25 protein-coding genes and 1 pseudogene are annotated in these 23,642 nt (G+C 55.5%); 10 read left to right on the top strand and 16 right to left on the bottom strand.

Translation table 11 applies throughout. The annotated features are described in order from the left end of the window. Together JUE67_RS02495 and JUE67_RS02500 are read right to left on the bottom strand one after the other, a co-directional pair. Positions 1 to 448 (bottom strand): hypothetical protein (locus JUE67_RS02495; protein WP_203636956.1); only part of this gene is annotated, 448 nt, incomplete at its 3' end. A gap of 327 nt (positions 449 to 775) precedes the next feature. Continuing rightward, a complete protein-coding gene (locus JUE67_RS02500) occupies positions 776 to 1,207 on the bottom strand; it encodes a hypothetical protein (protein ID WP_225877917.1) in 432 nt (143 codons plus the stop codon). Between the two features lie 109 nt (positions 1,208 to 1,316). Here JUE67_RS02500 and JUE67_RS02505 point away from each other — a divergent pair, with 109 nt between their 5' ends. Then, a complete protein-coding gene (locus JUE67_RS02505) occupies positions 1,317 to 1,472 on the top strand; it encodes an LPXTG cell wall anchor domain-containing protein (protein ID WP_203627082.1) in 156 nt (51 codons plus the stop codon). Between the two features lie 198 nt (positions 1,473 to 1,670). On the opposite strand, the gene JUE67_RS02510 is transcribed toward JUE67_RS02505, so the two are convergent. After that, the gene (locus JUE67_RS02510; RefSeq protein ID WP_164510157.1) at positions 1,671 to 1,841 is read right to left on the bottom strand and encodes a hypothetical protein; all 171 of its coding nucleotides are present in this window, start codon (positions 1,839 to 1,841) and stop codon (positions 1,671 to 1,673) included. Positions 1,842 to 2,110: 269 nt separating this feature from the next. Between JUE67_RS02510 and nrdD the strand changes: the two genes are divergently transcribed. Next, positions 2,111 to 4,297, top strand: coding sequence for an anaerobic ribonucleoside-triphosphate reductase (nrdD, locus tag JUE67_RS02515; protein WP_203627084.1), 2,187 nt, complete (start codon positions 2,111 to 2,113; stop codon positions 4,295 to 4,297). 88 nt (positions 4,298 to 4,385) lie between these two features. Here nrdD and JUE67_RS02520 read toward each other — a convergent pair whose 3' ends face one another. The 4 genes from JUE67_RS02520 to JUE67_RS12670 are packed head-to-tail and all read right to left on the bottom strand — an operon-like array spanning position 4,386 to position 6,929. Then, on the bottom strand, positions 4,386 to 5,717 hold the full coding sequence (locus JUE67_RS02520) for an MFS transporter (protein ID WP_203627086.1): 1,332 nt from the start codon (positions 5,715 to 5,717) through the stop codon (positions 4,386 to 4,388). A 33-nt stretch (positions 5,718 to 5,750) separates the two neighbouring features. After that, complete coding sequence (locus JUE67_RS02525; RefSeq protein WP_203627088.1) at positions 5,751 to 6,488, bottom strand: LiaF transmembrane domain-containing protein; 738 nt, start codon at positions 6,486 to 6,488, stop codon at positions 5,751 to 5,753. Further along, a complete protein-coding gene (locus JUE67_RS12875; protein WP_373301786.1) occupies positions 6,488 to 6,616 on the bottom strand; it encodes a hypothetical protein in 129 nt (42 codons plus the stop codon). The genes JUE67_RS02525 and JUE67_RS12875 overlap by 1 nt, the downstream gene beginning before the upstream one ends. Next, positions 6,558 to 6,929 (bottom strand): LytTR family DNA-binding domain-containing protein, encoded by a 372-nt coding sequence (locus JUE67_RS12670; RefSeq protein WP_236002619.1) that lies wholly within the window; start codon positions 6,927 to 6,929, stop codon positions 6,558 to 6,560. The genes JUE67_RS12875 and JUE67_RS12670 overlap by 59 nt, the downstream gene beginning before the upstream one ends. A 908-nt stretch (positions 6,930 to 7,837) precedes the next feature. On the opposite strand from JUE67_RS12670, the gene JUE67_RS02535 reads away from it, so the two are divergent. The 3 genes from JUE67_RS02535 (at position 7,838) to JUE67_RS02545 (ending at position 9,199) form a co-directional block, all read left to right on the top strand. Beyond that, a complete protein-coding gene (locus JUE67_RS02535; protein ID WP_203627092.1) occupies positions 7,838 to 8,218 on the top strand; it encodes an iron-sulfur cluster biosynthesis family protein in 381 nt (126 codons plus the stop codon). Between the two features lie 221 nt (positions 8,219 to 8,439). Then, on the top strand, positions 8,440 to 8,853 hold the full coding sequence (locus JUE67_RS02540) for a GNAT family N-acetyltransferase (protein WP_225877920.1): 414 nt from the start codon (positions 8,440 to 8,442) through the stop codon (positions 8,851 to 8,853). A gap of 52 nt (positions 8,854 to 8,905) precedes the next feature. After that, entirely contained in the window at positions 8,906 to 9,199 is a 294-nt protein-coding gene (locus JUE67_RS02545) for a hypothetical protein (RefSeq protein ID WP_203627096.1), read from the top strand. Positions 9,200 to 9,271: 72 nt separating this feature from the next. Here JUE67_RS02545 and JUE67_RS02550 read toward each other — a convergent pair whose 3' ends face one another. After that, positions 9,272 to 10,294 (bottom strand): zinc-binding alcohol dehydrogenase family protein, encoded by a 1,023-nt coding sequence (locus JUE67_RS02550; RefSeq protein ID WP_203627098.1) that lies wholly within the window; start codon positions 10,292 to 10,294, stop codon positions 9,272 to 9,274. A gap of 80 nt (positions 10,295 to 10,374) precedes the next feature. Between JUE67_RS02550 and JUE67_RS02555 the strand changes: the two genes are divergently transcribed. Continuing rightward, on the top strand, positions 10,375 to 10,818 hold the full coding sequence (locus tag JUE67_RS02555; RefSeq protein ID WP_203627100.1) for a hypothetical protein: 444 nt from the start codon (positions 10,375 to 10,377) through the stop codon (positions 10,816 to 10,818). A 2,311-nt stretch (positions 10,819 to 13,129) separates the two neighbouring features. On the opposite strand, the gene JUE67_RS02560 is transcribed toward JUE67_RS02555, so the two are convergent. Both JUE67_RS02560 and JUE67_RS02565 read right to left on the bottom strand, forming a co-directional pair. Beyond that, positions 13,130 to 13,600 (bottom strand): hypothetical protein, encoded by a 471-nt coding sequence (locus JUE67_RS02560; protein WP_203627101.1) that lies wholly within the window; start codon positions 13,598 to 13,600, stop codon positions 13,130 to 13,132. Between the two features lie 152 nt (positions 13,601 to 13,752). After that, a pseudogene (locus JUE67_RS02565) lies at positions 13,753 to 14,910 on the bottom strand (AI-2E family transporter); the annotation flags it as partial. 287 nt (positions 14,911 to 15,197) lie between these two features. Between JUE67_RS02565 and JUE67_RS02570 the strand changes: the two are divergent. Together JUE67_RS02570 and lexA are read left to right on the top strand one after the other, a co-directional pair. Continuing rightward, a complete protein-coding gene (locus tag JUE67_RS02570; RefSeq protein ID WP_203627105.1) occupies positions 15,198 to 15,392 on the top strand; it encodes a hypothetical protein in 195 nt (64 codons plus the stop codon). A 396-nt stretch (positions 15,393 to 15,788) separates the two neighbouring features. Continuing rightward, the gene (gene lexA, locus JUE67_RS02575; RefSeq protein ID WP_125698030.1) at positions 15,789 to 16,415 is read left to right on the top strand and encodes a transcriptional repressor LexA; all 627 of its coding nucleotides are present in this window, start codon (positions 15,789 to 15,791) and stop codon (positions 16,413 to 16,415) included. Between the two features lie 204 nt (positions 16,416 to 16,619). Here the strand turns inward: lexA and JUE67_RS02580 are convergent, their stop codons facing one another. From JUE67_RS02580 to JUE67_RS02600, 5 genes are all read right to left on the bottom strand, one after another. Beyond that, on the bottom strand, positions 16,620 to 17,564 hold the full coding sequence (locus tag JUE67_RS02580) for an AEC family transporter (RefSeq protein WP_203636958.1): 945 nt from the start codon (positions 17,562 to 17,564) through the stop codon (positions 16,620 to 16,622). A 16-nt stretch (positions 17,565 to 17,580) separates the two neighbouring features. Then, positions 17,581 to 18,210 carry a flavin reductase family protein gene (locus JUE67_RS02585; protein ID WP_203627109.1) on the bottom strand — a complete coding sequence of 210 codons (630 nt, stop codon included), beginning with the start codon at positions 18,208 to 18,210 and terminating at the stop codon, positions 17,581 to 17,583. A 21-nt stretch (positions 18,211 to 18,231) separates the two neighbouring features. Continuing rightward, positions 18,232 to 18,777 carry a 5-formyltetrahydrofolate cyclo-ligase gene (locus JUE67_RS02590; protein ID WP_203627111.1) on the bottom strand — a complete coding sequence of 182 codons (546 nt, stop codon included), beginning with the start codon at positions 18,775 to 18,777 and terminating at the stop codon, positions 18,232 to 18,234. Then, complete coding sequence (locus JUE67_RS02595) at positions 18,777 to 19,136, bottom strand: DUF488 domain-containing protein (protein WP_203627113.1); 360 nt, start codon at positions 19,134 to 19,136, stop codon at positions 18,777 to 18,779. Before JUE67_RS02595 ends, JUE67_RS02590 begins: the two co-directional genes overlap by 1 nt. Before the next feature lie 75 nt (positions 19,137 to 19,211). After that, on the bottom strand, positions 19,212 to 19,712 hold the full coding sequence (locus JUE67_RS02600; protein ID WP_203627115.1) for a peroxiredoxin: 501 nt from the start codon (positions 19,710 to 19,712) through the stop codon (positions 19,212 to 19,214). 670 nt (positions 19,713 to 20,382) lie between these two features. Here JUE67_RS02600 and JUE67_RS02605 point away from each other — a divergent pair. Beyond that, positions 20,383 to 20,892, top strand: coding sequence for a flavodoxin domain-containing protein (locus tag JUE67_RS02605; protein WP_203627117.1), 510 nt, complete (start codon positions 20,383 to 20,385; stop codon positions 20,890 to 20,892). Positions 20,893 to 21,036: 144 nt separating this feature from the next. Here JUE67_RS02605 and pepF read toward each other — a convergent pair whose 3' ends face one another. Further along, the gene (pepF, locus tag JUE67_RS02610; RefSeq protein WP_203627124.1) at positions 21,037 to 22,842 is read right to left on the bottom strand and encodes an oligoendopeptidase F; all 1,806 of its coding nucleotides are present in this window, start codon (positions 22,840 to 22,842) and stop codon (positions 21,037 to 21,039) included. Between the two features lie 273 nt (positions 22,843 to 23,115). Here pepF and JUE67_RS12675 point away from each other — a divergent pair, with 273 nt between their 5' ends. Beyond that, positions 23,116 to 23,397, top strand: coding sequence for a hypothetical protein (locus JUE67_RS12675; RefSeq protein ID WP_225877918.1), 282 nt, complete (start codon positions 23,116 to 23,118; stop codon positions 23,395 to 23,397). The last annotated feature ends 245 nt before the right edge of the window (positions 23,398 to 23,642 follow it).

Raw genomic sequence — 23,642 nt, forward strand, 5'->3', positions numbered from 1 at the left:
AAGCGAGTGAGTCCAACTCGACTGCGTCGAGTGCCGAAAGTGTGGCCTCGAGTGCAGCATCCGAGTATCCGGATGATCCAACTGTCTCGAGTGCGGCTTCTACAGCAAGCTCCGCAGCGTCTGATGCCTCAACAGCCGAATCAATTGCCTCCAGTGCTGCTTCGGTAGCCTCGAGTGCAGCAAGTGAAGGCGATGAAGAGACTGCAAGCTCAGCGGCTTCTGTCGCAAGCTCGGCAGCCAGTGACGCGAGCTCCGCAGCGGATGTAGCAAGTTCCGCGGCCTCCGATGCTTCAAGCGCCGCAGATAGTCTGGCCTCCTCGGCAGCCTCCAGTGCCGCCAGTTCGGCCGCAAGCAGTGCTGCAAGCTCAGCGGCGAATAGTTCCGCCTCTGAAGCAAGCTCTGCCGCGTCCGAGGCTGGATCTTCAAGCTCAAATGCTTCTAGTGCCAACAGCATCGCCTCAAGTGCTGCCTCGGCTGATCCAGAGAATTCGGAAGTTTCGAGTGCAGCTTCTACGGCTAGCTCGGCGGCATCCACTGCAAGTTCAGCGGCTTCCGTCGCTTCAAGTGCAGCATCTACTGCCTCGAACGCAGCAGAAGCAGGGGACGACAGTACGGCCAGTTCAGCCGCTTCGGTAGCCAGCTCGGCCGCAAGCGAAGCAAGCTCCGCTGCCTCGACTGCGAGCTCCGCTGCTTCAGAAGCTTCTAGCGCCGCTCAGAGTGACGCAGATAGCAAGGCTTCATCCGCTTCATCAAGCGCTGCAAGCAGTTCTGCATCTCAAGCAAGTTCCGCTGCTTCTGATGCAAGTTCCTCCAGCTCGAATGCTTCCAGCTCTACCAGTGTGGCGTCCAGCGCGGCCTCAGCTGGAAATAGTAGTGCAGCAAGCTCTGCAGCATCTGTTGCTGAGTCGGCCGCAAGCACCGCCAGCTCCGCCGCTTCAACGGCATCCTCTGCGGCTTCTATCGCATCTAGTGCCGCCGAAAGTGATGCAGAGTCCAGTGCTTCGAGTTCCGCGGGCAGCTCCAATTCCTCTGGCGCTTCCAGTTCTGCAGGAAGTTCCAGCTCCTCGAGTGCCTCCAGTTCCGCGGGTAGCTCAAGTGCTTCAAGTTCCGCTGGCGCCACGGACAGTTCCAGCTCTTCATCGAGTGCTTCGTCCGCGTCCAGCGCAGGAAGCCATGCTTCCTCTGGGTCCTCATCTGAATCCAGCAAGGGAAGTCACGCAGCTTCCACGACCGGGGAAGGTTCAAATGAATCTGGCTCAAACGGGACAGGGTCGAACCCTACTGGCTCAACTGCCAAGTCTGGTCAGTCCAGTGCTGTGCCGCAATCGCAGAACGCGAATGCCAATAGCCTGCCGCAGACCGGAGATACCGATCAGCGCGGCTTGAGCACGATTGGCGCAATGCTTCTCGGGTTGTCCGGGATTCTAGCGCTGTTCGGGCTTGGCGAACGCAAGCGTCGTGATGATAAGTAAAAAATAAAGATCGTCATCGTCCAGCTATTGATGATCTAAAGAAAAAACCCCACAGGATCGGCAAGCCGACCTTGTGAGGCTTTTTTGATGTGCGTCTCCAAGGAATCCTGATGCTAGGGGAAATGTGGGAAAAACGAAAACGAGTCGCAACCGCCGCCCCAGAATCAAAAAAGCGAAGCCCACACTTCGCTTTCCAACTTACTTCTTGATGAAGGTGACATAAGCCCAGTACAGGCCGGCGACAATGGCGAGAAACAGGATAACTTTGATGATCAGGCCGATCACGGAGCCGACGAATGGTAACAGGACCAGCGCCAAGATGATGATGACGACCCAGGTGAGCAACTGCTGGAGTTGAGATTTTGACATGAGTGTTCTCCTTTCGTAAATAAATTTCTGTTGTCTCTATTATAGCAAAATCCTTCTGCGTAACTGTATCAGTCCGGTAAAATCAGTCGCAGGACTGAGCCGGTCAAAGCGCCAACACACGCGTTTTTTGCCTGAATGAACAGTGCACGATACAATTGAACGACACGCAATATATGGCCGGAAGATATAATTTTTCCAATGCTCGCCACTATATCTAGGGGGTGTCGCGTGCTATACTGAGTCTATCAGTTTGAAAGCGAGTGAGTGCCATGATCGATCTCAAGGTAAAAATCAATGTGAAAAAGCGCGACGGGCGGAGTGTCGACTTCGACCAGCAGAAGATCACCAACGCGATCATTAAGGCCGCGCGTGCGGTCGATGGCGACCTGACCCCGGCGGATTATCATCTGATCGATCAGGTCTCGGATGACGCCGTTGCCACGATCTGTGAGCGTTTTGCAAAAGACGTCCGCATCCCGGAAGTCCAGAGCATCGTCGAACAGGCGTTGCTGGATGCCCATCAGTACGAGTGGGGCAAGGCCTACACGGATTATCGCGTCCAGCGCGACATCGAGCGCAGCAAGAAGTCTGACGTCAATTACAACGTCCAGCGCCTGCTTGACCGCGATTCCAGTGTTGTCCACGAAAATGCCAACAAGGATTCCCGCGTTTTTTCCACGCAACGGGATCTGACCGCCGGGGCCGTGGCGAAGGCGATCGGGCTGAAAATGTTGCCGCCTGCCGTTGCCAATGCGCATCTGCGCGGCGACATCCATTGGCATGACCTCGACTACACGCCATACATGGCTGAGACCAATTGCTGTTTGATCGACTTCAAGGAAATGCTGACACACGGTTTTTGCATCGGGAACGCCGAAGTCGAAGCGGCGCACTCGATTCAGGTCGCTGTCACCCAGATGACCCAGATCATCGCGAACGTCGCCAGCTCCCAGTACGGCGGCTGCTCGTCGGACCGCACCGATGAAGTGCTGGCGCCATTTGCCGAGAAGAATTATCAAAAACACTTGGCGGAGGCCCAGACGCTGCCGATCGATGAGGCCGCGGCGGAGAAGTTTGCCAAGGAGCGGACCAAAAAAGATATCTACGACGCCCTTCAGACGCTGGAATACCAGGTCAACACCTTGTATTCAACGCAAGGTCAAACGCCTTTTGTGACGGTTGGTTTCGGGCTTGGCACCAGCTGGATCGAACGCGAGATTCAAAAAGACATTCTGAAGATCCGCATTGCTGGACTCGGCAAGGAAAAACGCACCGCGATCTTCCCAAAGCTGGTTTTCACCCTCAAGCGTGGGCTCAACCTGAATCCCGAGGATCCGAATTACGACGTCAAGCAGCTCGCCCTCGAATGCGCGACCAAGCGGATGTACCCGGATGTGCTGTCCTACGACAAGATCGTCGATTTGACTGGCTCGTTCAAGGCGCCGATGGGATGCCGATCCTTCCTGCAGGGCTGGAAGGATCCGGAGACCGGCAAGGAAGTGAACGCCGGCCGCATGAACCTCGGCGTCATCACCTTGAACCTGCCGCGAATCGCGATGGAGTCCAAGGGGGATCAAAAGAAGTTCTGGGACATTCTCGAACAGCGCCTCGCCATCTGCAAGGAAGGCCTGGTCTACAAGGTCGAACGCGCCAAGCAGGCCACCCCGGAGTCCGCGCCGATTCTTTACAAGTATGGCGCCTTTGGCAAGCGGCTGAACGACGACCAGAAAGTCGACGAGCTGTTCAAGAATTCACGCGCCACTGTTTCCCTGGGCTACATCGGCCTCTATGAAGTCGGCACCGTCTTTTACGGCTCGGACTGGGAAAAGAATCCGGATGCCAAGGCCTTTTCGCTGGCTGTCGTCAAGGATCTGTATGACCATTGTGTCGCCTGGGAAAAAGAATACGGCTATCATTTTTCCGTGTACGGTACGCCGTCTGAAAGTCTGACCGACACGTTTGCGCGGCTGGACAAGAAGCGCTTCGGTGTCGTCAAGGACATCACGGACAAGGATTACTACACGAATTCCTTCCACTATGATGTGCGCAAGGCGCCGACGCCGTTTGAGAAGCTCGATTTTGAAAAAGATTACCCGCAGTATTGTTCCGGGGGGTTCATCCACTACTGCGAATATCCGAACCTCAAGCAAAATCCGAAGGCGCTGGAAGCCGTGTGGGACTATGCTTACGACAAGATCGGCTATCTGGGCACCAACACGCCGATCGATCAGTGCTTCGAGTGCGGCTTCAAGGGCGAGTTCAAGGCGACGGAGAAAGGGTACGAATGCCCGCAATGTGGCAACCACAACCCGGACACCTGTGATGTCGTCAAGCGGCTGTGCGGCTACCTCGGCAACCCGAATAAGCGGCCGATGGTGCACGGACGCCAGGAAGAGATCATTCATCGCAAGAAACATTTGGTGCTCGGCAACGACAATCTGGCCGGCCAAGCGTAATGAAAAAACCAGCGATCGCAGCGACTGCGACGGCTGGTTTTTTTATTGTAGAAAAATTTCAGGGCACGTTTTCGCTGGACAGCTCCAGTCACGCTTCGGCGGCTGAATCGGCAACCGGTTCCGCAACCGGCTCAGGCACCTGATTTTCGGGCCGCTCGAGCAATTTTTCCCGGCGCATCTGGGTCATGATGGCGAGGGTCAGGCTGACCAGAATCAGGCCGGTGACGCCGAAAATCGGGCCGGCTGCGACGCGGTCAAATAGCATCCCAAAGAACAGGGTCCCCACTGGATTCAGAAGCGTGGACATCATGCCCTGAAGCGAGAACACGCGGCCTTGCAGATCGGCGGGAATCAGTTGTTGCATCAGGGTGCCGATCGGCGTGTTGATCAGGACGATGAGCACGCCGCTTGCCACGTTCAGCGCGAGGTAATATAGCACGTTGACCGCGCTTGGCCAGTGGAAAAGCAGCGGCAGGCCGTTGAGCATCAGCATCGCGCCCATCACCGCGATGAAGCGAAACGAGATCAGAATCGGGTGATGGCGAAAATGCAGGACGGACAGCAGCAGGCCGCCGGTGAACATGCCGACCGCAAAGCCCGCATCAGTCACGCCGTATTGCGTGTTCGATAGCTTCAAGGTGTGGACCAGCAGATAGGGCAGGCCCACGTTCAACGAGGCAAAAAAGAAATTGATCGCCGCCGAGGACACGGACAACAGCAACATCAGCCGCTGATTGGCCAGGTAGTGAAACCCGGTGCGGAAATTTGCCCAGACGGATTCGCGCGGTTCAGGGTCGGGGACCGGCGTGTTAGTGCGGCGCTCTGTCGTCACCGGCTGAAACTTCAGCATCATGATGCAGCCCAGCGCGACGAGTTCAAAGCCGATCTCGATCAAGGCGAACACATCGATCGAGACCACGGTGTATACCAGCGCGCCCAAGATCGGCGCCAGGAATGTGGCCAGTGAGCTGATCGACTGGTTGAGCGAGTTGACCTGTTGCAGGCGGCTCGTCGGGAATAATTGAATCAGACTCGCCGTCAGTGCCGTTCCCAGAAAATTGTCGGTGATCTGCAAAATAATGATCAGCCCGATCAACTCCGGATAGTACTGCGCCGGCCAGGTGTGAAAGACCAGCGCAAACGCCAAGAGGCCGAGACTGGTCGTGATCTGCGCGGCGATCATGATTTTGCGGTGCGCCATCGTGTCGACCACATAGCCGACAAACGGTGTGAGCACCAGCGCCACCAGTGGACCGGTGATGAGGCTGATGCCCATCGACAAGGCAGAGCCGGTGCGGCGCAGGATGTACAGGCCAATGGCAAACGACAACATGCCGCTGCCAAATGTGCCGGCGAAGCGCAAAATCAATAGTTTGACGATCTGCGCATCAAAGCGCTTGGGGGTCGCAGTCTCGGTCATGACGGTCACTTCTTTCTATTTTTCAACGCAACATCAGATATAGTGGACGGTCAGCTCGCCCATGCTCATGCGGCCGGTCAGATGCACTACCGGCCCGAGTTGATCCGCCTGGGTGCCTTTTTCCGTGAGCTCGGCGGCGAAGGTCTGGAGCTGATTATCGATGCGCCAATCGCGCGGCACGAAGAGCTCGAGCTCACCCATTTTCGCATCGAGGTCGATGGTGGCCTCGCCGGCAGGAATCTCGCTGCCGTCAAAATAGATCTTGGCATCGCCCATCTGCATGTCGATCTGCGCGGCGCGAAAATCGGGGAGCTGCACATACCGCACCGCGTTGCCGAGCCGGACGTGAATCTTCACGAGCTGGTCCTCCGAGGCGGCGATGGTCTCGGTGGAGTCGCCAATTTTTGTGGACCCGTTGACGATCACCTTGAGGCCATGACTGCGGTCGCGTTTTTGCAAAGGAGAAAGAATCATCGAGAGGCCAATGCTGAGCAGAAGCGCCGCACCGAGAATGGTCCAGGGCACAAGCCGCGTGATGCCCAGCGGATGAGCGAAGAGAATCGCCAGAAACGCCAGGGAAAAAACGATGCCGGGGGCGCTGATCTCGCCGATACTCTGGAAAAAGGTGGCGCTGAGGATCAGGCCGAAGACGATCTGCCAGAAGGTGAGGTGAAGGGTGAACCAGCCCATTTGACTGCCGATCAAGACGACCGCCGAGGCGAGGAAGAACAGGCCCCAGAACCACTGGCTCCATTTAGAATTCGTTGACATCAATATCCCCTCATTTCATTGAGCCGCGCGACCAACTCTTTGTAGTAGCGGCGCGAGGCGTAGACAGTTTTATGTGAGTCGTGGAACGTCACCAAGCAATTGGACACGGAGCGGTTGAACCCGCTGATCTGGGTGAGGTTGACGATGCTGGATTTCGCGACTTGCAGAAATTCGGCCGGCAAGCACATACAATTTTTCGTTGGTGGTGAACAGCTGCTCGCGCGTGTGGACCTGAAGCAGGCGGCCAGCGGTTTCGATGAACAAGACCTCGCTCAGCGCCACGAACGTCTCGGTGCTTCCTTGAAAAACAGGTAGTGCCGCCGGGACATCGTGCGCTTGAAGCTGCGCCTGGATCGCCTGCACGCGACTGTCGCCGGCTGGGGCGCGAATGATCACTTCGGGTTCTTTCAACGTGTCGTCTTCTTCGATCCGGATCCTCATCCGCGCCCCTCCTTTCTGAGTACATCATTATTACACCATTAAAAAGCGATAAGCGAAACCTCTTTGACGTGACCGGTCAAAAATCGTGCCTGAGCGGTTGACTAAGATGGGGAAGGAAGGGGTATCACGGGGGGCAGATCCGCGGTCATCTTTCTTGGGAGCGGTGCCCCACCATCCCGCGGGCCTTCACACCCTTTTATAGTTGGGTTCCGGCGAGCAGGGGTGGACATCTAACAGTCTTGTGCACTCGAGGCGAAGGGCGCCTCAAGCACCCCGCTACGACCCCTTTTATAGTCGGGCTGCGGTGCGCATGGTCGAGACAGCTAGGTACGCCCATCACTCGATGGCTAAGTGCGCCATCAAGTGATGGGCTAGCCTACCTGCTCGACCATAAGCGCGCACCTCCGCACCCTTGCCTTCACCCCCTGTAGTCGGGTTCCGGCCCGCATGGTGGGGTCATCTAGTCGTCCTGGTCGCCTGATGGCCAAGTGCACCATCAACCGCCCAGGCCGAACTAGCTGCCCCACCATCCCGCGGTCCTCCACCCCCTGGAATCAAAAAAATGGCCGCCCTGGGTGGGGGCGACCAAAGGAGTAAGGATTGACCAGCCGCTGGGTGGGCGACTGGCGATTTTTACTTGGAGGAGTAAAAATGAAAAAGTTGGGTATGGGTATGGAAACGAGTGGGTGGCTCGTTTCTATGTTTCCTATACTAAAGGCGAAATGTGAAGAAAATGTGACGAAATCGGCCAAATGTTGTGAAAGTGACGAGGTGTCGGCACAATATTTAGACAACCGTCCGCGAGACACGGACTGACAGTGGCATTTTCGTGAGGACGCGTTATCCGAGTCGTTTCAGTTGCCTTTTTTCCCGTCCGCTTCTATGATTTGGGCAAAGGGGATGAGTCTATGGAAATTCGTTTTGATGAAGGGTCGATCAAGAAGTTGACGCCGCATCTCGGCGCCGATAAAAAGTTGTTGCTGACGTTTGAAGATGGCGTCGGCCCGTATTCGCAACATGCGATGATCCACATGCAGACGCAGTTCAGCTTCAATGTGGTGCCGGCCAGTGAGGCGACGCCGGATTATGAGCAGACCGTCGACAGCAATCTTGGCCCAGTTTTGATCAAAGGCTACTCGCAAGAAGATCTCGACCCGCACATGGTGGTGCATTTCCACCCGACCACTGACACGATGGCGCTGAACGGGGATGGCGGGGAGATCGATGGCAACCTCGGTTTCATCGATTTTACTGAACCCAACGGCATCCGCGACAACCCGGCGCGCTGAGGCGAGGCACGGCGGTCGAAAGGACACACGCACCGAAAACACAATTGAATATAACGCATGACCGGTGACTTGTTGTGAAAATAGTCACCGGTCTTTTGTTGTCCCGTGGCGTTCTCGGCGCAAAATGAAATGTTATGAAAACACACTATCAGAAACGCCGCGAGTGGTGTAAAATCATCGTGACATAAGAAGTAACGGTGGAGGAATGTATTTTGCGGTATATGTTTGAATCGGCGCTGACAATTCATGAAATCAAGGCCCTGTATGGTTCGGTGGGCTGGGACAAGTATTTGGTCGACGTTGGCGAAACCGCCCGCGGCATCGCCAACTCAACGCTGCTGACGGCGCGCGATGACGAGGGCAAGCTGGTCGGCATGGTGCGCGGCGTGTCCGACATGCACACAATTGTTTTCATCCAGGACCTGATCGTCTTGCCTGAGTACCAGCACCAGGGCATCGGCGAGCAATTGCTCCAACAATTCGATGATTATTTCAAGCAGGTCGCCCGCATCGTAGTGGTCTGCGGGGACGAGCCCCTCACCGGTTTTTATCAACGCGCGGGATTTGACCAGGCAGAAAATGCGCAGGCGACCACGTTCATTCGCCCACGCAAGCTGCTCGAGCCACGGTATTAGACGCAAACGGCGACTCGCGCAGGCGACTCGCTATTTTTTTGGGGGAAAAATGATGGCAGAAGAACAAATGGTCAGCCGCATGCAAAAAGCGGAAGGCGCGGATACGATCATGGATCAGGGGTATATCACGGAGCGTGAGGAGCCCGCGATGATGGACAAAAAATGGTGCAAGCTGTTCGAGGCGCAGATCAACGACGAATTGCGCCTGCGCACCCTTGCCCAGCGCGTGGTGTTGAAGAAGTTCAACTATTACATGGGTGAAGGCCGCATCATCTACGACCCGAGCCGCCTGACCGAAGGCGACGCCAAGCAAACGTGCCAGGTTGCATTGGGGTATCACAAGTAACTATAATAGGAAGAAAATTTTGTCTGTAAGATGAAAAAAGCTGCCGGGACCCGCGTCCTGACAGCTTTTTGCTTATGAGGCGAATGGCCCGGTCAATACGATCTTGCCGGCTTGATGGCCTGCCTCACTGCGGGCCGTTGCGTCGCGCAGACTTTCTAGAGTGCGCGTGTCGTAATGGCGGGTGACACTTGCGTTGAGCTTGCCAGTCCCCGCAAGCTCGGCGATGCGCGTCAGAATTTTTCCCTGGCTGGTTATTTCCCAGGAAAAGTCGCTCTTGGTGAACATGTATTCGAGGTCAAAACTGGCAGCCTTGTCCTTCAACAGCGCGACTGGCAACGGGCGGTCAGGGGTGACGATGGTCGCAATGTGGCCAAACGGCGCGACCAATTTGCAGGCAAGCTCAAAATATGGCGCCGGGGCATACAAAATCGTAACGCCATCGACCTGCTGGATGTTGTTTTCGGCCAGCGCGGTTTCAAGGTTGCTGTGATAATCCAGCGCAAGCGCGACGCCATGTGCGATCAGCCAGTCATGGTTGACTGGGCTGGCCGTCGCGATCACCGTCAACCCGGCCCAGTTTGCCAATTGCGTCAGAAGCGACCCAACGCCGCCTGCCCCGTTGATCACCAGAAGCGTCTTGCCAACGTTGGCGTCTGCTTCGGGGATGAAGCCCATTTTTTCAAACAGCAGCTCCCACGCAGTCAGGCTGACCAGGGGCAGTGCCGCGGCGTCTGCATCGCTCAGCGCGCTTGGAGCCTTCGCGACCAGTCGGCTGTCGATCAGCTGTTGTTCCTGATAACTGCCGGCGCGGCGAGTGGTGCCGGCATACAGGACGCGGTCCCCGATGGCAAAATCGAGCACCTCTGCGCCGCGTGCGATCACCGTTCCCACTGCGTCATAGCCGACGATCTGTGGGGTCGTTGTCGCCGGCGCATTTTGCCGCCGTTTTGTATCGACTGGATTGATCGAAAAACCAGCGACTTGCACCAGTAGGTCATGCGGCTGTGGCTGTTCATCCGGCACCGTGATGAGTTGCAGGCTTGCCGGATCGCTCAACGGCAGGCCCTGATAAAAGCCAAATGCGTGATGTGACATAAGGCGCCTCCTTTGTTTGTATGCCTAGTGTAAATCTTGTGCGCTTTTTGGTAAACTATGGAGAGAAAAGAGGGTCGATCATGGCAGAAAACGAAAAAGTTGAGCCGGCGCAGGCCGCCGCTCAGGAACCGGTCGAGGCACAACCAAGCAAGTCAACGCGCAGCGATTCTCACGTGAAGCGCAGTGATCACCGCACCGTGATCACCGTCGTCTTGGTGATTGTGCTGGCCGCATTATTTTCCGGCTACGGCTGGTTCGTGTATCATCCAGATGATCTGTTTGCGATGGCGAGCGTCATTTGCTTTGGCATCGGGTTAGCAGTTGGACTGTGGCTGTTAGCTTGGCTGGACGGGAACGCTCATTCACGCTTCGGCCGTTTTTGCCTCGACTTTTTCTTCGGGGCTGCATTGATCGCCTTCATCTGGATCTTTTTGCTGGGGCTGACCTTCTACTTTGAATTTTTCATGGTCGCGCTGGGCGTCCTCCTGATTCTGAGTGCGCTGTTCACACTGCGCAAGATCTAAGTAAACACATCAATTTGAAATTATATCTGAGAAGCAGCTGCTATTTTTGGGCTGCTTTTTTGCCGTCCCGAGGCGGTGTTTTGCGCCTGGAAAACGTTGATATACCGGTCTTTTCGGTGCGCGCTTGGCGCAAAAAATTTTTTCTTGCGCCTTTTGATTAGGAAGGTTGATAGACCGGCATTCTTGACCTGAGTCGGCGGACGGCAGAGGCGTATTAGACGGTGCAGTTCGATTCATTATCCGCGTGTGAGGATGAAACGCACCTGTAAATCCGCCTGGGAGGATAGTGTTGTCGGGTGCACTCGTGAACTCTGGGTCCGTAGATGATGGCTTTTTCTGGCAATAGTAAAAATTGCGGGCCCGTGTTCGATCCTCGTCAACTACGCCCCGAAGTATCTGGCAGAAAGTAATGTGATGGCGTCACACTGATGTGGCCCGCACGCCCCCAAAATTGGTAGTCCCGGAGATCACGCCATTGAGGAGACGACAGATCTTCTGGTCCACTGGTCTGCGAATTTTCATGCTCCAGAATATCTGACAGAAAATAATGTGATGGCGTCACACCGATGTGGCCGCCCGGGGCTCGGTTTCCGTGATCTCTGAGATCGGAAACTTCAATAATCCAGTCCAGAAGAAGCAAGTTGGCAATCTTAGAGATCGGCCATTGCGAAGATGACAGTTATTACGGTCCACTGGTCCGCGAATTGCACGCCCAAATAATCTGGCAGAAAGTAATGTGATGGCATCACACCGATGTGACCCGTTGCCCGCGACACTTTGTTTCCGCAATCTCTGAGATCGGAAACTTCAATAGTCCAGTCCAGAAACAGTAAATTGGCAATCTCAGAGATCGTACGGTGGCCAAGATCACAGATTTCTCGATCCACTGGTCCGCGAATACTCACGCCCCAATGTATCAGGTTGAAAGTTTTGTGATGACGTCACACCGATGTGGCCCGTGGCTCGCGGGCTTTGTTCCCGCAATCTCTGAGATCGGAAATTTCAATAATCCAGCCCAGAAGAAGCAAATTGGTAATCTCAGAGATTACACGGTGGCCAAGATTACAGAAATCGCGGTCCGTTGGTTCGTGAATAGTCACGTCCCCAGATATCTGACTGAAAATAATGTGATGGCATCACACCAAATGTTGTCCGCACGCCCCGAGCGCCGTGATATCGAATCCATTTCCCGAAATCAGAGACTCACAAGCATATCGGTGTTTACTTGAGCACAACTCCCTCACGCGCATTCTATGACATTTTCGCGGCCAATCGACCGACTTCAATTCGAAATCGACCTTCTAGCGCGAATCTCAGGCTCTTAACCGGCCGTTAGAAACCGCGGTGGATCAACGTTTCTTCGAATCTCAACGGTGTCACTTGAGACTAGAAAAATCTCCAGTCATAGAAATGCCGTTAATTCAACGTTTTAAAAGTCGAGACTTGATCTCTGATCGACGCTGTTTGACTCACCAAATAAACGACGCATTTTGGCAATAAGAGCAGGGCCGCGTTCAAAAGTAATGTGACCGGGTCACACCAGTTTGTGGTATCACACCGCGGCCCCAAGCATCTGGCAGAAAGTAATGTGATGGCGTCACGCCAATGTGACCCGTTGTCCCGGGGCGCTTTGTTTCCGTGATCTCTGAGATCGGAAACTTCAATAATCCAGTCCAGAAGCAGTAAATTGGCAATATCAGAGATCGCGTCATTGCGGAGATGACAGTTCTTTCGGTCCACTGGTCCGCGAATAGGCACGCTCCTAAAAATTTGGCAGAAAGTAATGTGATGGCGTCACACTGATGTGGCCCGTTGCCCGCGGTACTTTGTTTCCGCGATCTCTGAGATCAAAAACTTCAATAATCCAGTCCAGAAACAGTAAATTGGCAATCTCAGAGATCGCGCTATTGCGAAGATGACAGTTCTTTCGGTCCACTGGTCCGCGAATAGTCACGCTCTCAAAAATTTGGCAGAAAGTAATGTGATGGCGTCACACTGATGTGGCCCGTCGCCCGGGGGCTGCTCTGTTTCCGCAATCTCTGAGATCGGTAATTTCAATAATCCAGCCTATAAGAAGCAAATTGGCAATCTCAGAGATCGCACGATTGTCCAAGATCACAGGGGTTCCGGTCCACGGGTCCGCAAATTTACCTTTTTTGATTTGAAAAGACAACATACGCGGTCCACGGGTCCACCAAGGTTCCGCTCCCGGCTGACATCAACTCGGATCGATGTGATGGCGTCACACAACTTTTTGCGGGCAATGGCGGGGCGTAAAAAGCCCTCGTCAGCAGGTGACGAGGGCACGGTCTTATTCGAGATGTTCTACGGTGATTGGGACCTGCTGAGGCAGGCGCGGCTGGAGTTGGGCGATCAATGTCTGAAGGTCACTGGCAAAACTCAGCCGAACCAAGCGGCGGTCGCCCATCGCAAACAGCGCGATCACAACGGTGCGGCCATTTGCAACGGAAAATGGGGTGAGGGTGACGGCGGTCATGCGCGACAGCGGAATGACGCGACCAAAGACGCCCACGGAGATCAGGCGTGTCGGGGTCGAGCCGCTGGTGCCGGTCAGGACGGTCAGGGTGACAAAGGCGGCCACGAAGATCACATACGCGATGTCATCGATGCCACCCGCCAACAGCCAGAGGCCGACGAGTACCGCGATCACGAGCTGGAAGCCTGAGTAACGGGCGTGGATGTCCATTCGGCTCAGCCAAAATAGGTAGTAGCCGCCCAACGCGAGCAGCCCGATGTCGAAGATCAGATAAAACAGTGTCATTTGTGCTCCTTTTTGGATGCAGACTTAGAAGATGGAATCGGCGCGGACGGCGCGGGTGAGTCGCTTGGTGGGGTGGTGCTGGTCCCGTCACCGGTTCGGCCAGTCTTGGCGGCGGCGGAATCATGCGGGTGGGGGGCTGCGCCATCGCTTGGCGGCGGCGTTTGATTTTGCCCATCAGCCAGCGCCGGCGTTTCTTCGTACAGGCCGGAGACTTGCTGGTACCAGCGGAACATGCGCACGGCGACGATCTTGAGGACGGCGAAACCCGGGATGCCGAGGATGACGCCGACGAGGCCGAAGAGGTTCCCTGCTGTTAACAATACCACAACGATGGTGATGGGGTGCATCTCAAGCTTGCTGCCCATAACGAGTGGGGAGATGAGCTGGGTCTCGAGGAGCCATTCGACGAAGAAAACGGCGATCACTTCGATCAGCATTTGCGGGCTGGTCATCGCGCCGACAATCAGCGCGGGGACCATGGCCAGTGCGGAGCCGAAATACGGGATCAAGTTCAGCGGCCCGGCGATCAGGCCAAAGACGAGGCCAAAGCGCAGGCCGATGATGGTGTAGCCGAGCATGAACATGATCATGACGGCAATGGCCACGGTGATCTGGCCTTGGACGTAGGAGCCGACTTTTTGGTTCATTTCGTGCAGCATTTGGTGCAGGCTGGTCCGCAGTTTGACGGGGAACAGGTTGATCACCAGCGGCGGGAATTTCTCGCCGTCTTTTAACATGAAAAACAGGATGATCGGGGCGGTCGCGACGGTGATGACCACGTTGCCAACTGCCCCGACGACACTTTGGATGCCAGACAAGGTGCCGGTGATTAGCGCGCTTTGCTTGGCGGACAGGGCCGCGGTGATCTCTTCGCCGATGTGGTTGAGGTCGCTTTCGGAGATCAGGGTCTGTTTTTCATTGAGATCGGTGAGCCAGGCGGTGAAGTTGTTCCACAATTGCGGCCAGTTGGTGACGAGGTTGGTGATCTGTTGTTCGATCGGCGGCACGAGCTTGGCGATGGCAAAGACTAAGATTGCGAGCACGCCGATGAACACGATCAAGATCGCCCAGACGCGCGGGATCTTCAGGCGCTGGAGCCAATTGACCACGGGATTGAGCAGGTAAAAGAGAATCCCGGCGAAAACAAATGGCGGGGCGACGATGCCGAGGAAGGACAGCACCGGCTCAAAGATCCAGGCGATCTTGGTGAAGACCCAGATCACCAACAATCCCAGCAGCAGATTGAACGCGGCGACGGCAAATTTACTGTTGATGAAGTGGCGGTAAAACCACGTGCGCTTGCTTTCCATGGCGAGTCCCTCTGTTTCGTTTTAGATAGGTCAATCATACCCAAACCAGCACCAGAAAGCGAATACGGCGCTGGTCTGAACTTTTATCTTTTGTGTAAAAACGGGAAGCGCTTACGACTTTTTATTGCCCACGCGCGGGCGTTTAATGTAAATTTTAAGTATCTAAACGGTTTACAATGGCTCGAGATCGGCGTAATGTTATAGCCATGGAAATGGGAACAGCAACTTATTCTTGAGGGGTTCTGTTCACGCGTGGGGTGTGCTGCCCCAAAAAGGAGGCGAGCCAGATGACGCTCACAGTTTTGAAATGGATCTTGCGCGGGTTGACCGGCTTGACCGTCGTATTGCTTTGCACAAATTGGGCCGCGATCGGCATTGGGCTGATGGCGATCGATATTCTGGTCGTTGTGGCCTATGAGATGAAGAAAACGGCATGCGACCGCCGGCAGATGCACCACCTGCCGGAAGTCCACCGGATGTAGCGACTACCAGCAATGGTGGCCGCTTTTTTTGATTTAGGGTGCGTAGCGCGGCGTCCAGATCTGGGCAACTAGTTCGGCCGAGGCGCGTATGGCGCACTCAGCCATACGGGACTTGGTCGACTAGATGTCCCAGACCTGCCGCGCGAAGCCCAACTTGATTCAGGGTGCGCAGGCCCGCGGGATGGCCGGACCGACTACATGTTCCACCCCTGCTCGGCGCTGTCCAAATGTGTCACTTGACGCGCGAATCACTGCCTCTGGTTCGCAAACGGCCCCGATTTTCCAAAAAAACGCATCCATTTCCCGCAAAATCGCGATTTGTCGCGGGTAATCGTTGCAAACGAACGTTCGGGCTGGTATGCTGATGTTATCATAGAAGAAATCGGGGGGAGTCATATGCCAATGCAGCCGAGCCAAAAGCGCTGGGGGGATATCCTACAAGTGATCCACGAGTCGCTCACTGAGCGGCATTATCCGCCGACCGTGCGTGAGATCGGGAAAGCGGTCGGGCTGAGTTCATCCAGCACCGTCGCCGCTTATCTGGAAAAACTGCTGGCCGAGGGATTGGTCGAAAAAGATCCTGCCAAGCCGCGGACACTTGAATTGACCCAGGCCGGGCGCGACTATATCGGCGTGAGCGAACCTGGCATTCCAATCGTCGGGACCGTCGCCGCTGGGGTGCCGATCACCGCGATCGAAAACATTGAGGACTATTTCCCGGTCCCAGACGACCTGTCGTACAATGCGCAGGATCTGTTCATGTTGCGCGTCCAGGGGAATTCGATGATCAAGATCGGCATTCTCAATGGCGATCAGATCATTATCAAGAAGCAGTCGGAAGCGGAAAATGGTCAGATCGTCGTCGCCATGACCGAAGACGACGAGGCGACCGTCAAGCGCTTCTACAAGGAAAGCGGACGCGTGCGCTTGCATCCGGAAAACGACGACATGGCCGATATGTATTTTGATGATGTCACGATCTTGGGTGTGGTCGTCAGCTTGTATCGCCCGGTGCTCGTTTAACTAGTTCAATAGGAAGAAAAAAAGGAAGTGGCCCGCAATGGGTCGCTTCCTATTTTTGTTGGGGGCGGGGCGCCTTGTCACACCCTACAGTTGGGTTCCGCCGAGCAGAGACGAGGCATCTAAGCCAGTAGCCACTCGAGGCGAAGTGCGCCTCAAGCGTCTACTGGACTTAGCTGCTCGTCTCTGAACGCTCGGCGTCACACCCTACAGTTGTTGCACAAGCACCATTACTACGGGAATCACTGCCATTGCGGCGAGGGTTGTGGTTGTGACGGTGATGGCGGCTGTGTTGGCGTCGGCGCCGTAGAGTTTGGCGACGACCGGGGCGTTGGTCATGACCGGCATTGCGGATTGCAGGATGAAGACTTGCTTCATCAAAAGCGGCATCGGCGTCCAGGCCACTAGCAGAAACATGACCAGCGGGGCGAAAAGAAAGCGGCCGGAAAAGATGCCAAGCATTTCCTTGTCAAAGCGGATATTCGCCAGCCCGGCTTGATGCATCGCGATGCCGATGAAAAACATGGAGCCGGGGATGGTCAATCCGCCGATGTAATTCAGGTCGGACATCAGAAATTGCGGCAGGCGAACGCGCGCCAGCACAAGCAGGACCCCCACGATGAATCCCAGAAGCGGTGGCGAGAAAATTTTGCCCAGCACTGTTTTCAAAGAGAGGGACGCATTGTGCGGGCCGTCTGCCTGAATCAGGTAGACGCCGACGGTCCAGAAGATCGTGGTGTTGGCCATGTAATAGACCAGCACGTATGGCAGGCTCTTGGCGCCAAACAGCGCGAGGTTCACGGGCAGGCCGATGAAGACGGTGTTCGAGTTGAAAAACATGGACTTGAACAGGCCGCGGCGTCCGACCGGCACGGCCAGGGCGCGGCAAACGCCAAAGGAGAGGCCAAACAAGATCGCCATGGACAGCACCGGAAAACGCAGATCCGGAAGCAGGCGCATGAGCTGACCCGCTGAGAATTTTTCATCAATGGTGACGATCATGTAGGCGGGCAGGGAGACTTGGGTGACGACTTTGGCGATGATGCGGCTGGAGCGGTCGTCGAACCAGCCGCGCGCTGTGAGAAAATAGCCGAGTGCGATCAAGATCAGAATCTCGCAGACGCCGAACAAACTGGAGAGAAAAACGGTCAAAACGGAAACCTACTTCCTAACTAAGGGACGAGTGATCGGGACGTGTCATGGAAAAAAGCGGCCCGAGTGTGGCATATTGCGGACCCGCGAGCCGGGCCAGTGGGGCAAGCGCGGCGACGTCCAGATGGGCGGTTGCCGGGTCAAACACGCTGGGGTCGAACTGAAACGCGACGACTTCCAGAATGAAGAGGTCGGTGGCGATGGCTCCGGCGATTTCGATCGGCACGTGCTGATACAGTTTGACCTCCAGCCGCACCAGCGCTTCCTGGAGACTCGGGGCGGCGACGGCGGTGCTGGCGGTCAGATGCAGGCCGGCCGTCGCCACTTCGCTTTCGCCAGCGGGTAGGGACGCGGCCGTCATGTTCATTTGCGCGGCGGTCTCGGTTGTGACCAGATGGATGACGCCTTCACCGGTCGCCAGCAAGTTGGCCGCGGTATCTTTGGGCTGGCCGTGGGCGCGGATGATCGCGATCGACAGCAGGGGTTTTTGATTGGACACCCCACTGAAAAAAGAAAACGGCGCCAGATTCACGTGGCCGTTTTCGTCAAGGGTGGTGATCCAGGCAATGGCGCGGGGGATGATGCTGGCAGCCAGCAACTTGTACTGGGTGCGGGCATCCAGGTCCTTTGAAAGGCGGGTGATCATGGCGTCTCCTTTCGCGCAGGGTCAGACAAACAGAATCTGATCAAGCGGCACGTCAAAGGGCTCGACTTCCCAAGTTGGCAGGGCGAACTGCATGACCGGCGGCACCAGAGCGATGGTCGCAGCGGCGGGATGCGCGGCCAAAAAGCGGTCGTAATAGCCCCCACCAAAGCCGACGCGAACCCGACCAAAACTGGCAAAGGCGAGGCCAGGCACGACGATCAGATCGATAGTGTCTTCGACTTTTTCAGCCTCAAAAGCAGGTTCGCTCAAACCAAATGAGCTGGTCACGCGCGCGGCCGGTCCGGGGTCAGGTAGGAAAACGAGTTGGTGCTTGGGCATCACGCGAGGCAACAGGACTGTTTTTCCCGCTTGGGTCGCGGCTTCGATCAGTGGCGCGGTCGGCAGTTCGCCAGGGCCGGCAATCGTGGTGGCGATCGTCTGCGCATTTTTCCAGGCTGGCGTAGTCATCAGGGTGTAGAGCAATTGGGCCGCCGCCGCTTCCGTTTCCTGGCGCGCGCTTTTGAGGCGGGGCAATTGTTGCTTGCGGAATTCGACTTTACTCAGCATCACTTCACCTTGGCCTTGAGGTAATCGGCGAGGACGACCGCGTTGTTGTGGCTGGTGTCCTTTGCGCCGAAAAGCAGGAGGACGGTCGGCGCGTTTGCGGCTTGAAGCGTGCGAATCACCTCGGCCACCGCCGGATTTTCATCCAATTCGGCGAGGTAACGCTGGGTGAATTCCGGAAACTTGTCGGGCTCGTGGCCAAACCATTCGCGCAGGTCGTTGCTTGGCGCGATCGTTTTGGCCCAGCCATCGAGGGCGGCGTTGACCTTGCTGACGCCGCGCGGCCAGAGCCGGTCGACGAGCAGCCGGTAGCCCGCGGGTTGAACGTGATCGTAAATGCGAACGGGAATGAATTCCATCATGATCTGCCTCCTTCAAGTTGCAACGATCTGGTGATGAACGCAAAAACGCCGACCCGCAAGCCGGCGCGATCTTTTTTAACGGGATGCGTGTGCTTCGAGGTAGGCCATCGCGCTTTGATAATCCGGCTCGTCAGTCTGCTCTTCGATCAACTGGCGATAAACGATCTTGCCAGTCGGGTCAATGATCCAAACACTGCGGGCGTCGGTGCCGTTTGCCGCAACAAACAGGCCCAGCGCCTCGCCGAATTCATGCGCCTGGTCGGACACCAGCTGCATGTTTTTCACGCCTTCAGCCGCGCACCATTGTTGCTGCTCGTCGGTGGTGTTCGTGGAAATGGTGAAAAAGTTGACGCCCATGAATTCATCCATGTCTTGGTTGAAATGCTTGGTCTGAATGCTGCACACCCGGGTGTTGATATCTGGCACAACGCTCAGCAGGGTGTACTGGCCGGAAAAATCGGTGGCGGTCAGCGAGGTCTTGTCAGCGGTCTGCACGGTAAAATTCGGCAGGGTGTGGCCGATCATCGGTGGTTCGCCTGTGGTCTGTTGTGCTTCGCCATGACGCGTGATCTTCATTGGAAATTCCTCCCTTGTGAAATGAACTATCACCGCAAGTGTAGCATATTTTCACTGACGACGCAGGGTGGGGCGGCGCGCGGTATGCGTCAAGCTTTTCTCGGTTTTAATAAATTGATCAGTCGACCGCTTGCCCTTTTGAGTTTGGTTTGCGGAAAATTGCGGGTGTGCTCCGGCCAGAAAATGGCTGGCGACCGTAGTAGAGCGGACAAGCAACTTTGAGCCCGCAGAGTGCACGGTCTCAAAGCTTGCTTTCGGCGTAAGCGGCACAGCCGCTAACACCGACGAGGGGGCTTGCTCTTGGCGTTAGGCATTTATGCCTTACGCCAAGACATGCGAAGCGAGCCGTTTCTGGCCTCCGCACACCCTCAGTTCGAGGAACATGGTTTAAAATCACATCAGAGGATTTGTCGAGATGGCTATACTGCGCAGTCACCGGATACGCCTAATTTTTCGCAGATTCTTTGCCTTGTTTCCTGCTCACTCTATTCATTCACAATCTTTCCATCTTCATCGGCCGTGCCTATCACTGAGAATCTAGCGTCCTGTCTGATCGTCTTCTTGTCTGCCTTTCAACCTAGGCCGATTTCCCTTCGCAAGACCGCAAAATTGAAAATCCGCGCCTCACCTCGCTACAATGATAATAGACCAATGCGGAAGGGGACGGCGGATGAAAACACTTGTGGTTTATGAGTCGCAAACGGGTTTTACCCAGCAATATGCGTTGTGGATCGCGCGGCGGCTCCATTGTCCGCTGGTCGACCGGGCGTTTTTGACGCCACAGGAAATGAGCACCTGCGACCTGTTGATCTATGGCGGTCATGTGTCGTCGCGCGGGGTGAGCGGGTTTCGCACGTTGCGTCGGCGGTTTGGCGCGCAGCTGCCAGATGCGCTGGTTGTTTTTGGCACCGGGATGTTGGGCCAGGAACAGATCGATTGTGACCGCATCCGCGCCCGGACCTTTCGCGGGTTTCCGATGCAGCCACAGTTCTTCTATTTTCGGGGCACGATCGAACCTGCGGATGTCCCGCTGCGCTTCAAGTGGCGGGTCCACATTAACCGGCGCAAGCAGCCAAAAGAGACCCCGCTCACGGATATCAATGCGGTGCGCCCGTTGCTTGAGGCGGTGCAGCTGATGCAGGATACGATGGGCGGGCCGGACCTCGATGACTTGAGCTGAAAACAGCGCGGCCCTGTACCCTGATACGGCGGCCTGCGATCAACCAAAGATGGCCCACTGTATGCTCTCGCGGTGAGCCACCATCAAAAAAAGACGGCCTCGCGCATAGTTGCGTGGAGACCGTCTCTTTTATTGCGCAATGCGTTAATCGATCTCTGCGCTCAACGCTTCGATCTGTTTTTCTGTTTCATCAAGGAAGGCGACCATGTTTTCGAGCGGCTTGGCCGTTGAGATATCAACGCCTGCGACTTTTGCCTCTTCAAGCGGTGTCTTGGTGTCGCCCAGCGCCAGAAATTCTTGCCAGTCATGGATGGCGTTTTCGTCACCATTTTGCAACCGGAGGAACGCGCCGGTCGAAATGACCATGCTGGCGGAGTAGGTGTAGGAATACAGGCCCATGTAGTAATGGCTCTGGCGCATCCAGGTCAGCTCTGGGCGGCCATCGGTGAGATCCACGGCGTCGCCCCAGAATTGATGGAGGACCTGCAACTTCAACTCGTTGAGCTTGGCAGCGTTGAAGGACTCGCCGTTGTCGATCAGCGTGTACACTTCGCGCTGGAAGGCGGCCTCGAGCAGATGCGTCACGCAATTGTGAAAATAGGTATCCGACAGCAGGCGACTCAGCGCAAACCGCTTGAGTCGCGGATCACTGGCCTTGGCAAGCAGACTCTTCGTGAGCAGGAGTTCATGGAACGTCGACGGGCCTTCCACAACATAGGTGGATGGGTTGGCGGCCATGATGTCGTGCTTGCGACTGGCCAACGTCATCTGCCCGGTGTGGCCGAGTTCGTGGATCAGTGTGTACAGGGCCGGCAGGGTGTCGCTCCAGCTCATCAGCACATAGGGATGAATCGCGTATGGCATCGTCGCAAAGGCGCCCGAAGCTTTGCCAGCGTTTGGGGCAAAATCCACCCAGCGCTGCGGAAATGCGTGCGCAATCAAGTCCTGATAAGCCGGCCCCATCGGCGCAAGGGCATCATTCACCATGCTCGGCGCCTCGGCCCGCGTCACGGCTGGCGCAAATTCGGGGTCGATATCGATCTGAAGATCCGTGTAGCCGATGTGGTCGAGCCCCCACAGTTTTTTCAAATGGGTGACATAGCGCTGCATCAACGGCGCCAGGCCCTTCATCAAGCCATCGATCTGGCGGTCGAACATCGCGCGAGTCACTTCCTGCGGGGCAAGCAGATAATCAAAGACGGACTCATACCCCCGCAACGTCGCCAGCGTTTTTTCCTTGGCGACCTGGTTGTAGTAGGCGGCTGCCATCGTGTTTTGATAGCGCGCCAAGGTGTCGCAGAATTGATGATATGCGGCACGGCGGACGGCGGTGTCGGGATGTTTTTGATATTCTTCTTCATATAAAGTGAAGGACAGCGGATAAGTTTTCCCAGCCACCGTGAAGCTGCCGAAATCCATGTCCGCAAACATCTGGTCGCGAATGGCGTTCGGCGTGTCCAAGGTCGGACCGAGTTGCGTCAGGACCTGTTCCACGGCGCCAGGCAGTTCATGCGCCTTGGCCGCCTTGATGTGGCGAATGACGGCGGCGGTATCTTCGTCGGTGGCCGCCACCTCGTCGAGCAGCTCATTGGACTGCGCCTGCAGTTCGGTGTCGAAGAAGGTCAGCTGGCCAAACACGCTGGCAAAGAGCTGATTGATGCGGTTGAGCTGATGATTGGCCGCCGGGTCCGTGGTGTCCGCGGATTGGGGCAAAAATGCGTAGTGGCTGAGATGATCAGCGATGGTCTGAATATTGGCCATATCCGCCAATGCGTCTTTGATCGCGCCGACTTCATTCAGACGCCCTTGATAAATGCGGGTGAAATCCTCGGCCAGTTCCTGAAGCTTCTTGATGTCCTGTTCATACGCGGTATCGCTGGCGTAAATGGCTGTCAGGTCCCATTTGTCAGTCTCCGGATAGTCCTTGCGCGGTGCTTGTGCAGCTGTCATGTGATCGCCTCCATTAATTAAAGCAAGTATAGCAGAAGGGAAGCGAGGCGCCCAAAGAAAGTAGCAGGAGGGAGGCAGATAGATAACGAAAATTTTTGACTCGGAAAATGTGTAAATCGCACGAGGAATTCGAAAAACGGCATTTATGTTGCAATTATGCACCCAAAAATTTATATACACGTATTGATTTTTTTCTGACTAATAATATAATGAAAGCGTTCTAAGGGGCGTCCTTGGTTTTCTGGATCAACTCACGTGGAGGAGTGAATAGTCATGAAGAAAATCTTTGCTCTGTTTGTAGTGGTGTTTGCTATTGGACTCGGTGGGCTCTCGGTTGTGTCAAGCCAATCTGTTGGCGCGGCAACTAACAAGGTGGTCAAGTCGTATCATTTTGATCACAACACGACCTTTAACTATAATACGAATTATACGCACTATGTTTATATTCGAGTACCTACCGCTGCCCGTTACCTAGATAAACAAGATGTCCCAATCGGCAGCGGGTGGAATTACGTTAGATACCAACGTTCCCTCTATTATACTGGAGGATATTAAGGTGCCTGGAGTCATATTTATTTTGGTTGTTCTGAGTTCTAGGGCTGGCTGCTCTGCCTAGTCGAGTCACAAAGATTATTCGAACGGTCATTTACCTCTTGGATTGACGGTGGAGGATTGTGACCGTTTTTATGTCATTGAACGAAATGGCTTGTATAGACAGACTGTATCCTTTTTTGCTTGGGCTTGATCTGTTTATACGGAGCGATACATACTCAAAATAAGATTGTCTGAGGGGAGGGGTA

Origin of the sequence: Lacticaseibacillus mingshuiensis (assembly GCF_016861785.1) — a bacterium.
Taxonomy (GTDB): Bacteria; Bacillota; Bacilli; order Lactobacillales; family Lactobacillaceae; genus Lacticaseibacillus; species Lacticaseibacillus mingshuiensis.

Excerpts from the sequence above, each read along its gene's own strand:
- JUE67_RS02510 (WP_164510157.1), bottom strand. The coding sequence starts at position 1,841 with ATGTCAAAATCTCAACTCCAGCAGTTGCTCACCTGGGTCGTCATCATC.
- nrdD (WP_203627084.1), top strand. The coding sequence starts at position 2,111 with ATGATCGATCTCAAGGTAAAAATCAATGTGAAAAAGCGCGACGGGCGG.
- JUE67_RS02520 (WP_203627086.1), bottom strand. The coding sequence starts at position 5,717 with ATGACCGAGACTGCGACCCCCAAGCGCTTTGATGCGCAGATCGTCAAA.
- JUE67_RS02525 (WP_203627088.1), bottom strand. The coding sequence starts at position 6,488 with ATGTCAACGAATTCTAAATGGAGCCAGTGGTTCTGGGGCCTGTTCTTC.
- JUE67_RS12670 (WP_236002619.1), bottom strand. The coding sequence starts at position 6,929 with ATGAGGATCCGGATCGAAGAAGACGACACGTTGAAAGAACCCGAAGTG.
- JUE67_RS02535 (WP_203627092.1), top strand. The coding sequence starts at position 7,838 with ATGGAAATTCGTTTTGATGAAGGGTCGATCAAGAAGTTGACGCCGCAT.
- JUE67_RS02540 (WP_225877920.1), top strand. The coding sequence starts at position 8,440 with ATGTTTGAATCGGCGCTGACAATTCATGAAATCAAGGCCCTGTATGGT.
- JUE67_RS02545 (WP_203627096.1), top strand. The coding sequence starts at position 8,906 with ATGGCAGAAGAACAAATGGTCAGCCGCATGCAAAAAGCGGAAGGCGCG.
- JUE67_RS02550 (WP_203627098.1), bottom strand. The coding sequence starts at position 10,294 with ATGTCACATCACGCATTTGGCTTTTATCAGGGCCTGCCGTTGAGCGAT.
- JUE67_RS02555 (WP_203627100.1), top strand. The coding sequence starts at position 10,375 with ATGGCAGAAAACGAAAAAGTTGAGCCGGCGCAGGCCGCCGCTCAGGAA.
- JUE67_RS02560 (WP_203627101.1), bottom strand. The coding sequence starts at position 13,600 with ATGACACTGTTTTATCTGATCTTCGACATCGGGCTGCTCGCGTTGGGC.
- JUE67_RS02570 (WP_203627105.1), top strand. The coding sequence starts at position 15,198 with ATGACGCTCACAGTTTTGAAATGGATCTTGCGCGGGTTGACCGGCTTG.
- lexA (WP_125698030.1), top strand. The coding sequence starts at position 15,789 with ATGCCAATGCAGCCGAGCCAAAAGCGCTGGGGGGATATCCTACAAGTG.
- JUE67_RS02585 (WP_203627109.1), bottom strand. The coding sequence starts at position 18,210 with ATGATCACCCGCCTTTCAAAGGACCTGGATGCCCGCACCCAGTACAAG.
- JUE67_RS02590 (WP_203627111.1), bottom strand. The coding sequence starts at position 18,777 with ATGCTGAGTAAAGTCGAATTCCGCAAGCAACAATTGCCCCGCCTCAAA.
- JUE67_RS02595 (WP_203627113.1), bottom strand. The coding sequence starts at position 19,136 with ATGATGGAATTCATTCCCGTTCGCATTTACGATCACGTTCAACCCGCG.
- JUE67_RS02600 (WP_203627115.1), bottom strand. The coding sequence starts at position 19,712 with ATGAAGATCACGCGTCATGGCGAAGCACAACAGACCACAGGCGAACCA.
- JUE67_RS02605 (WP_203627117.1), top strand. The coding sequence starts at position 20,383 with ATGAAAACACTTGTGGTTTATGAGTCGCAAACGGGTTTTACCCAGCAA.
- pepF (WP_203627124.1), bottom strand. The coding sequence starts at position 22,842 with ATGACAGCTGCACAAGCACCGCGCAAGGACTATCCGGAGACTGACAAA.
- JUE67_RS12675 (WP_225877918.1), top strand. The coding sequence starts at position 23,116 with ATGAAGAAAATCTTTGCTCTGTTTGTAGTGGTGTTTGCTATTGGACTC.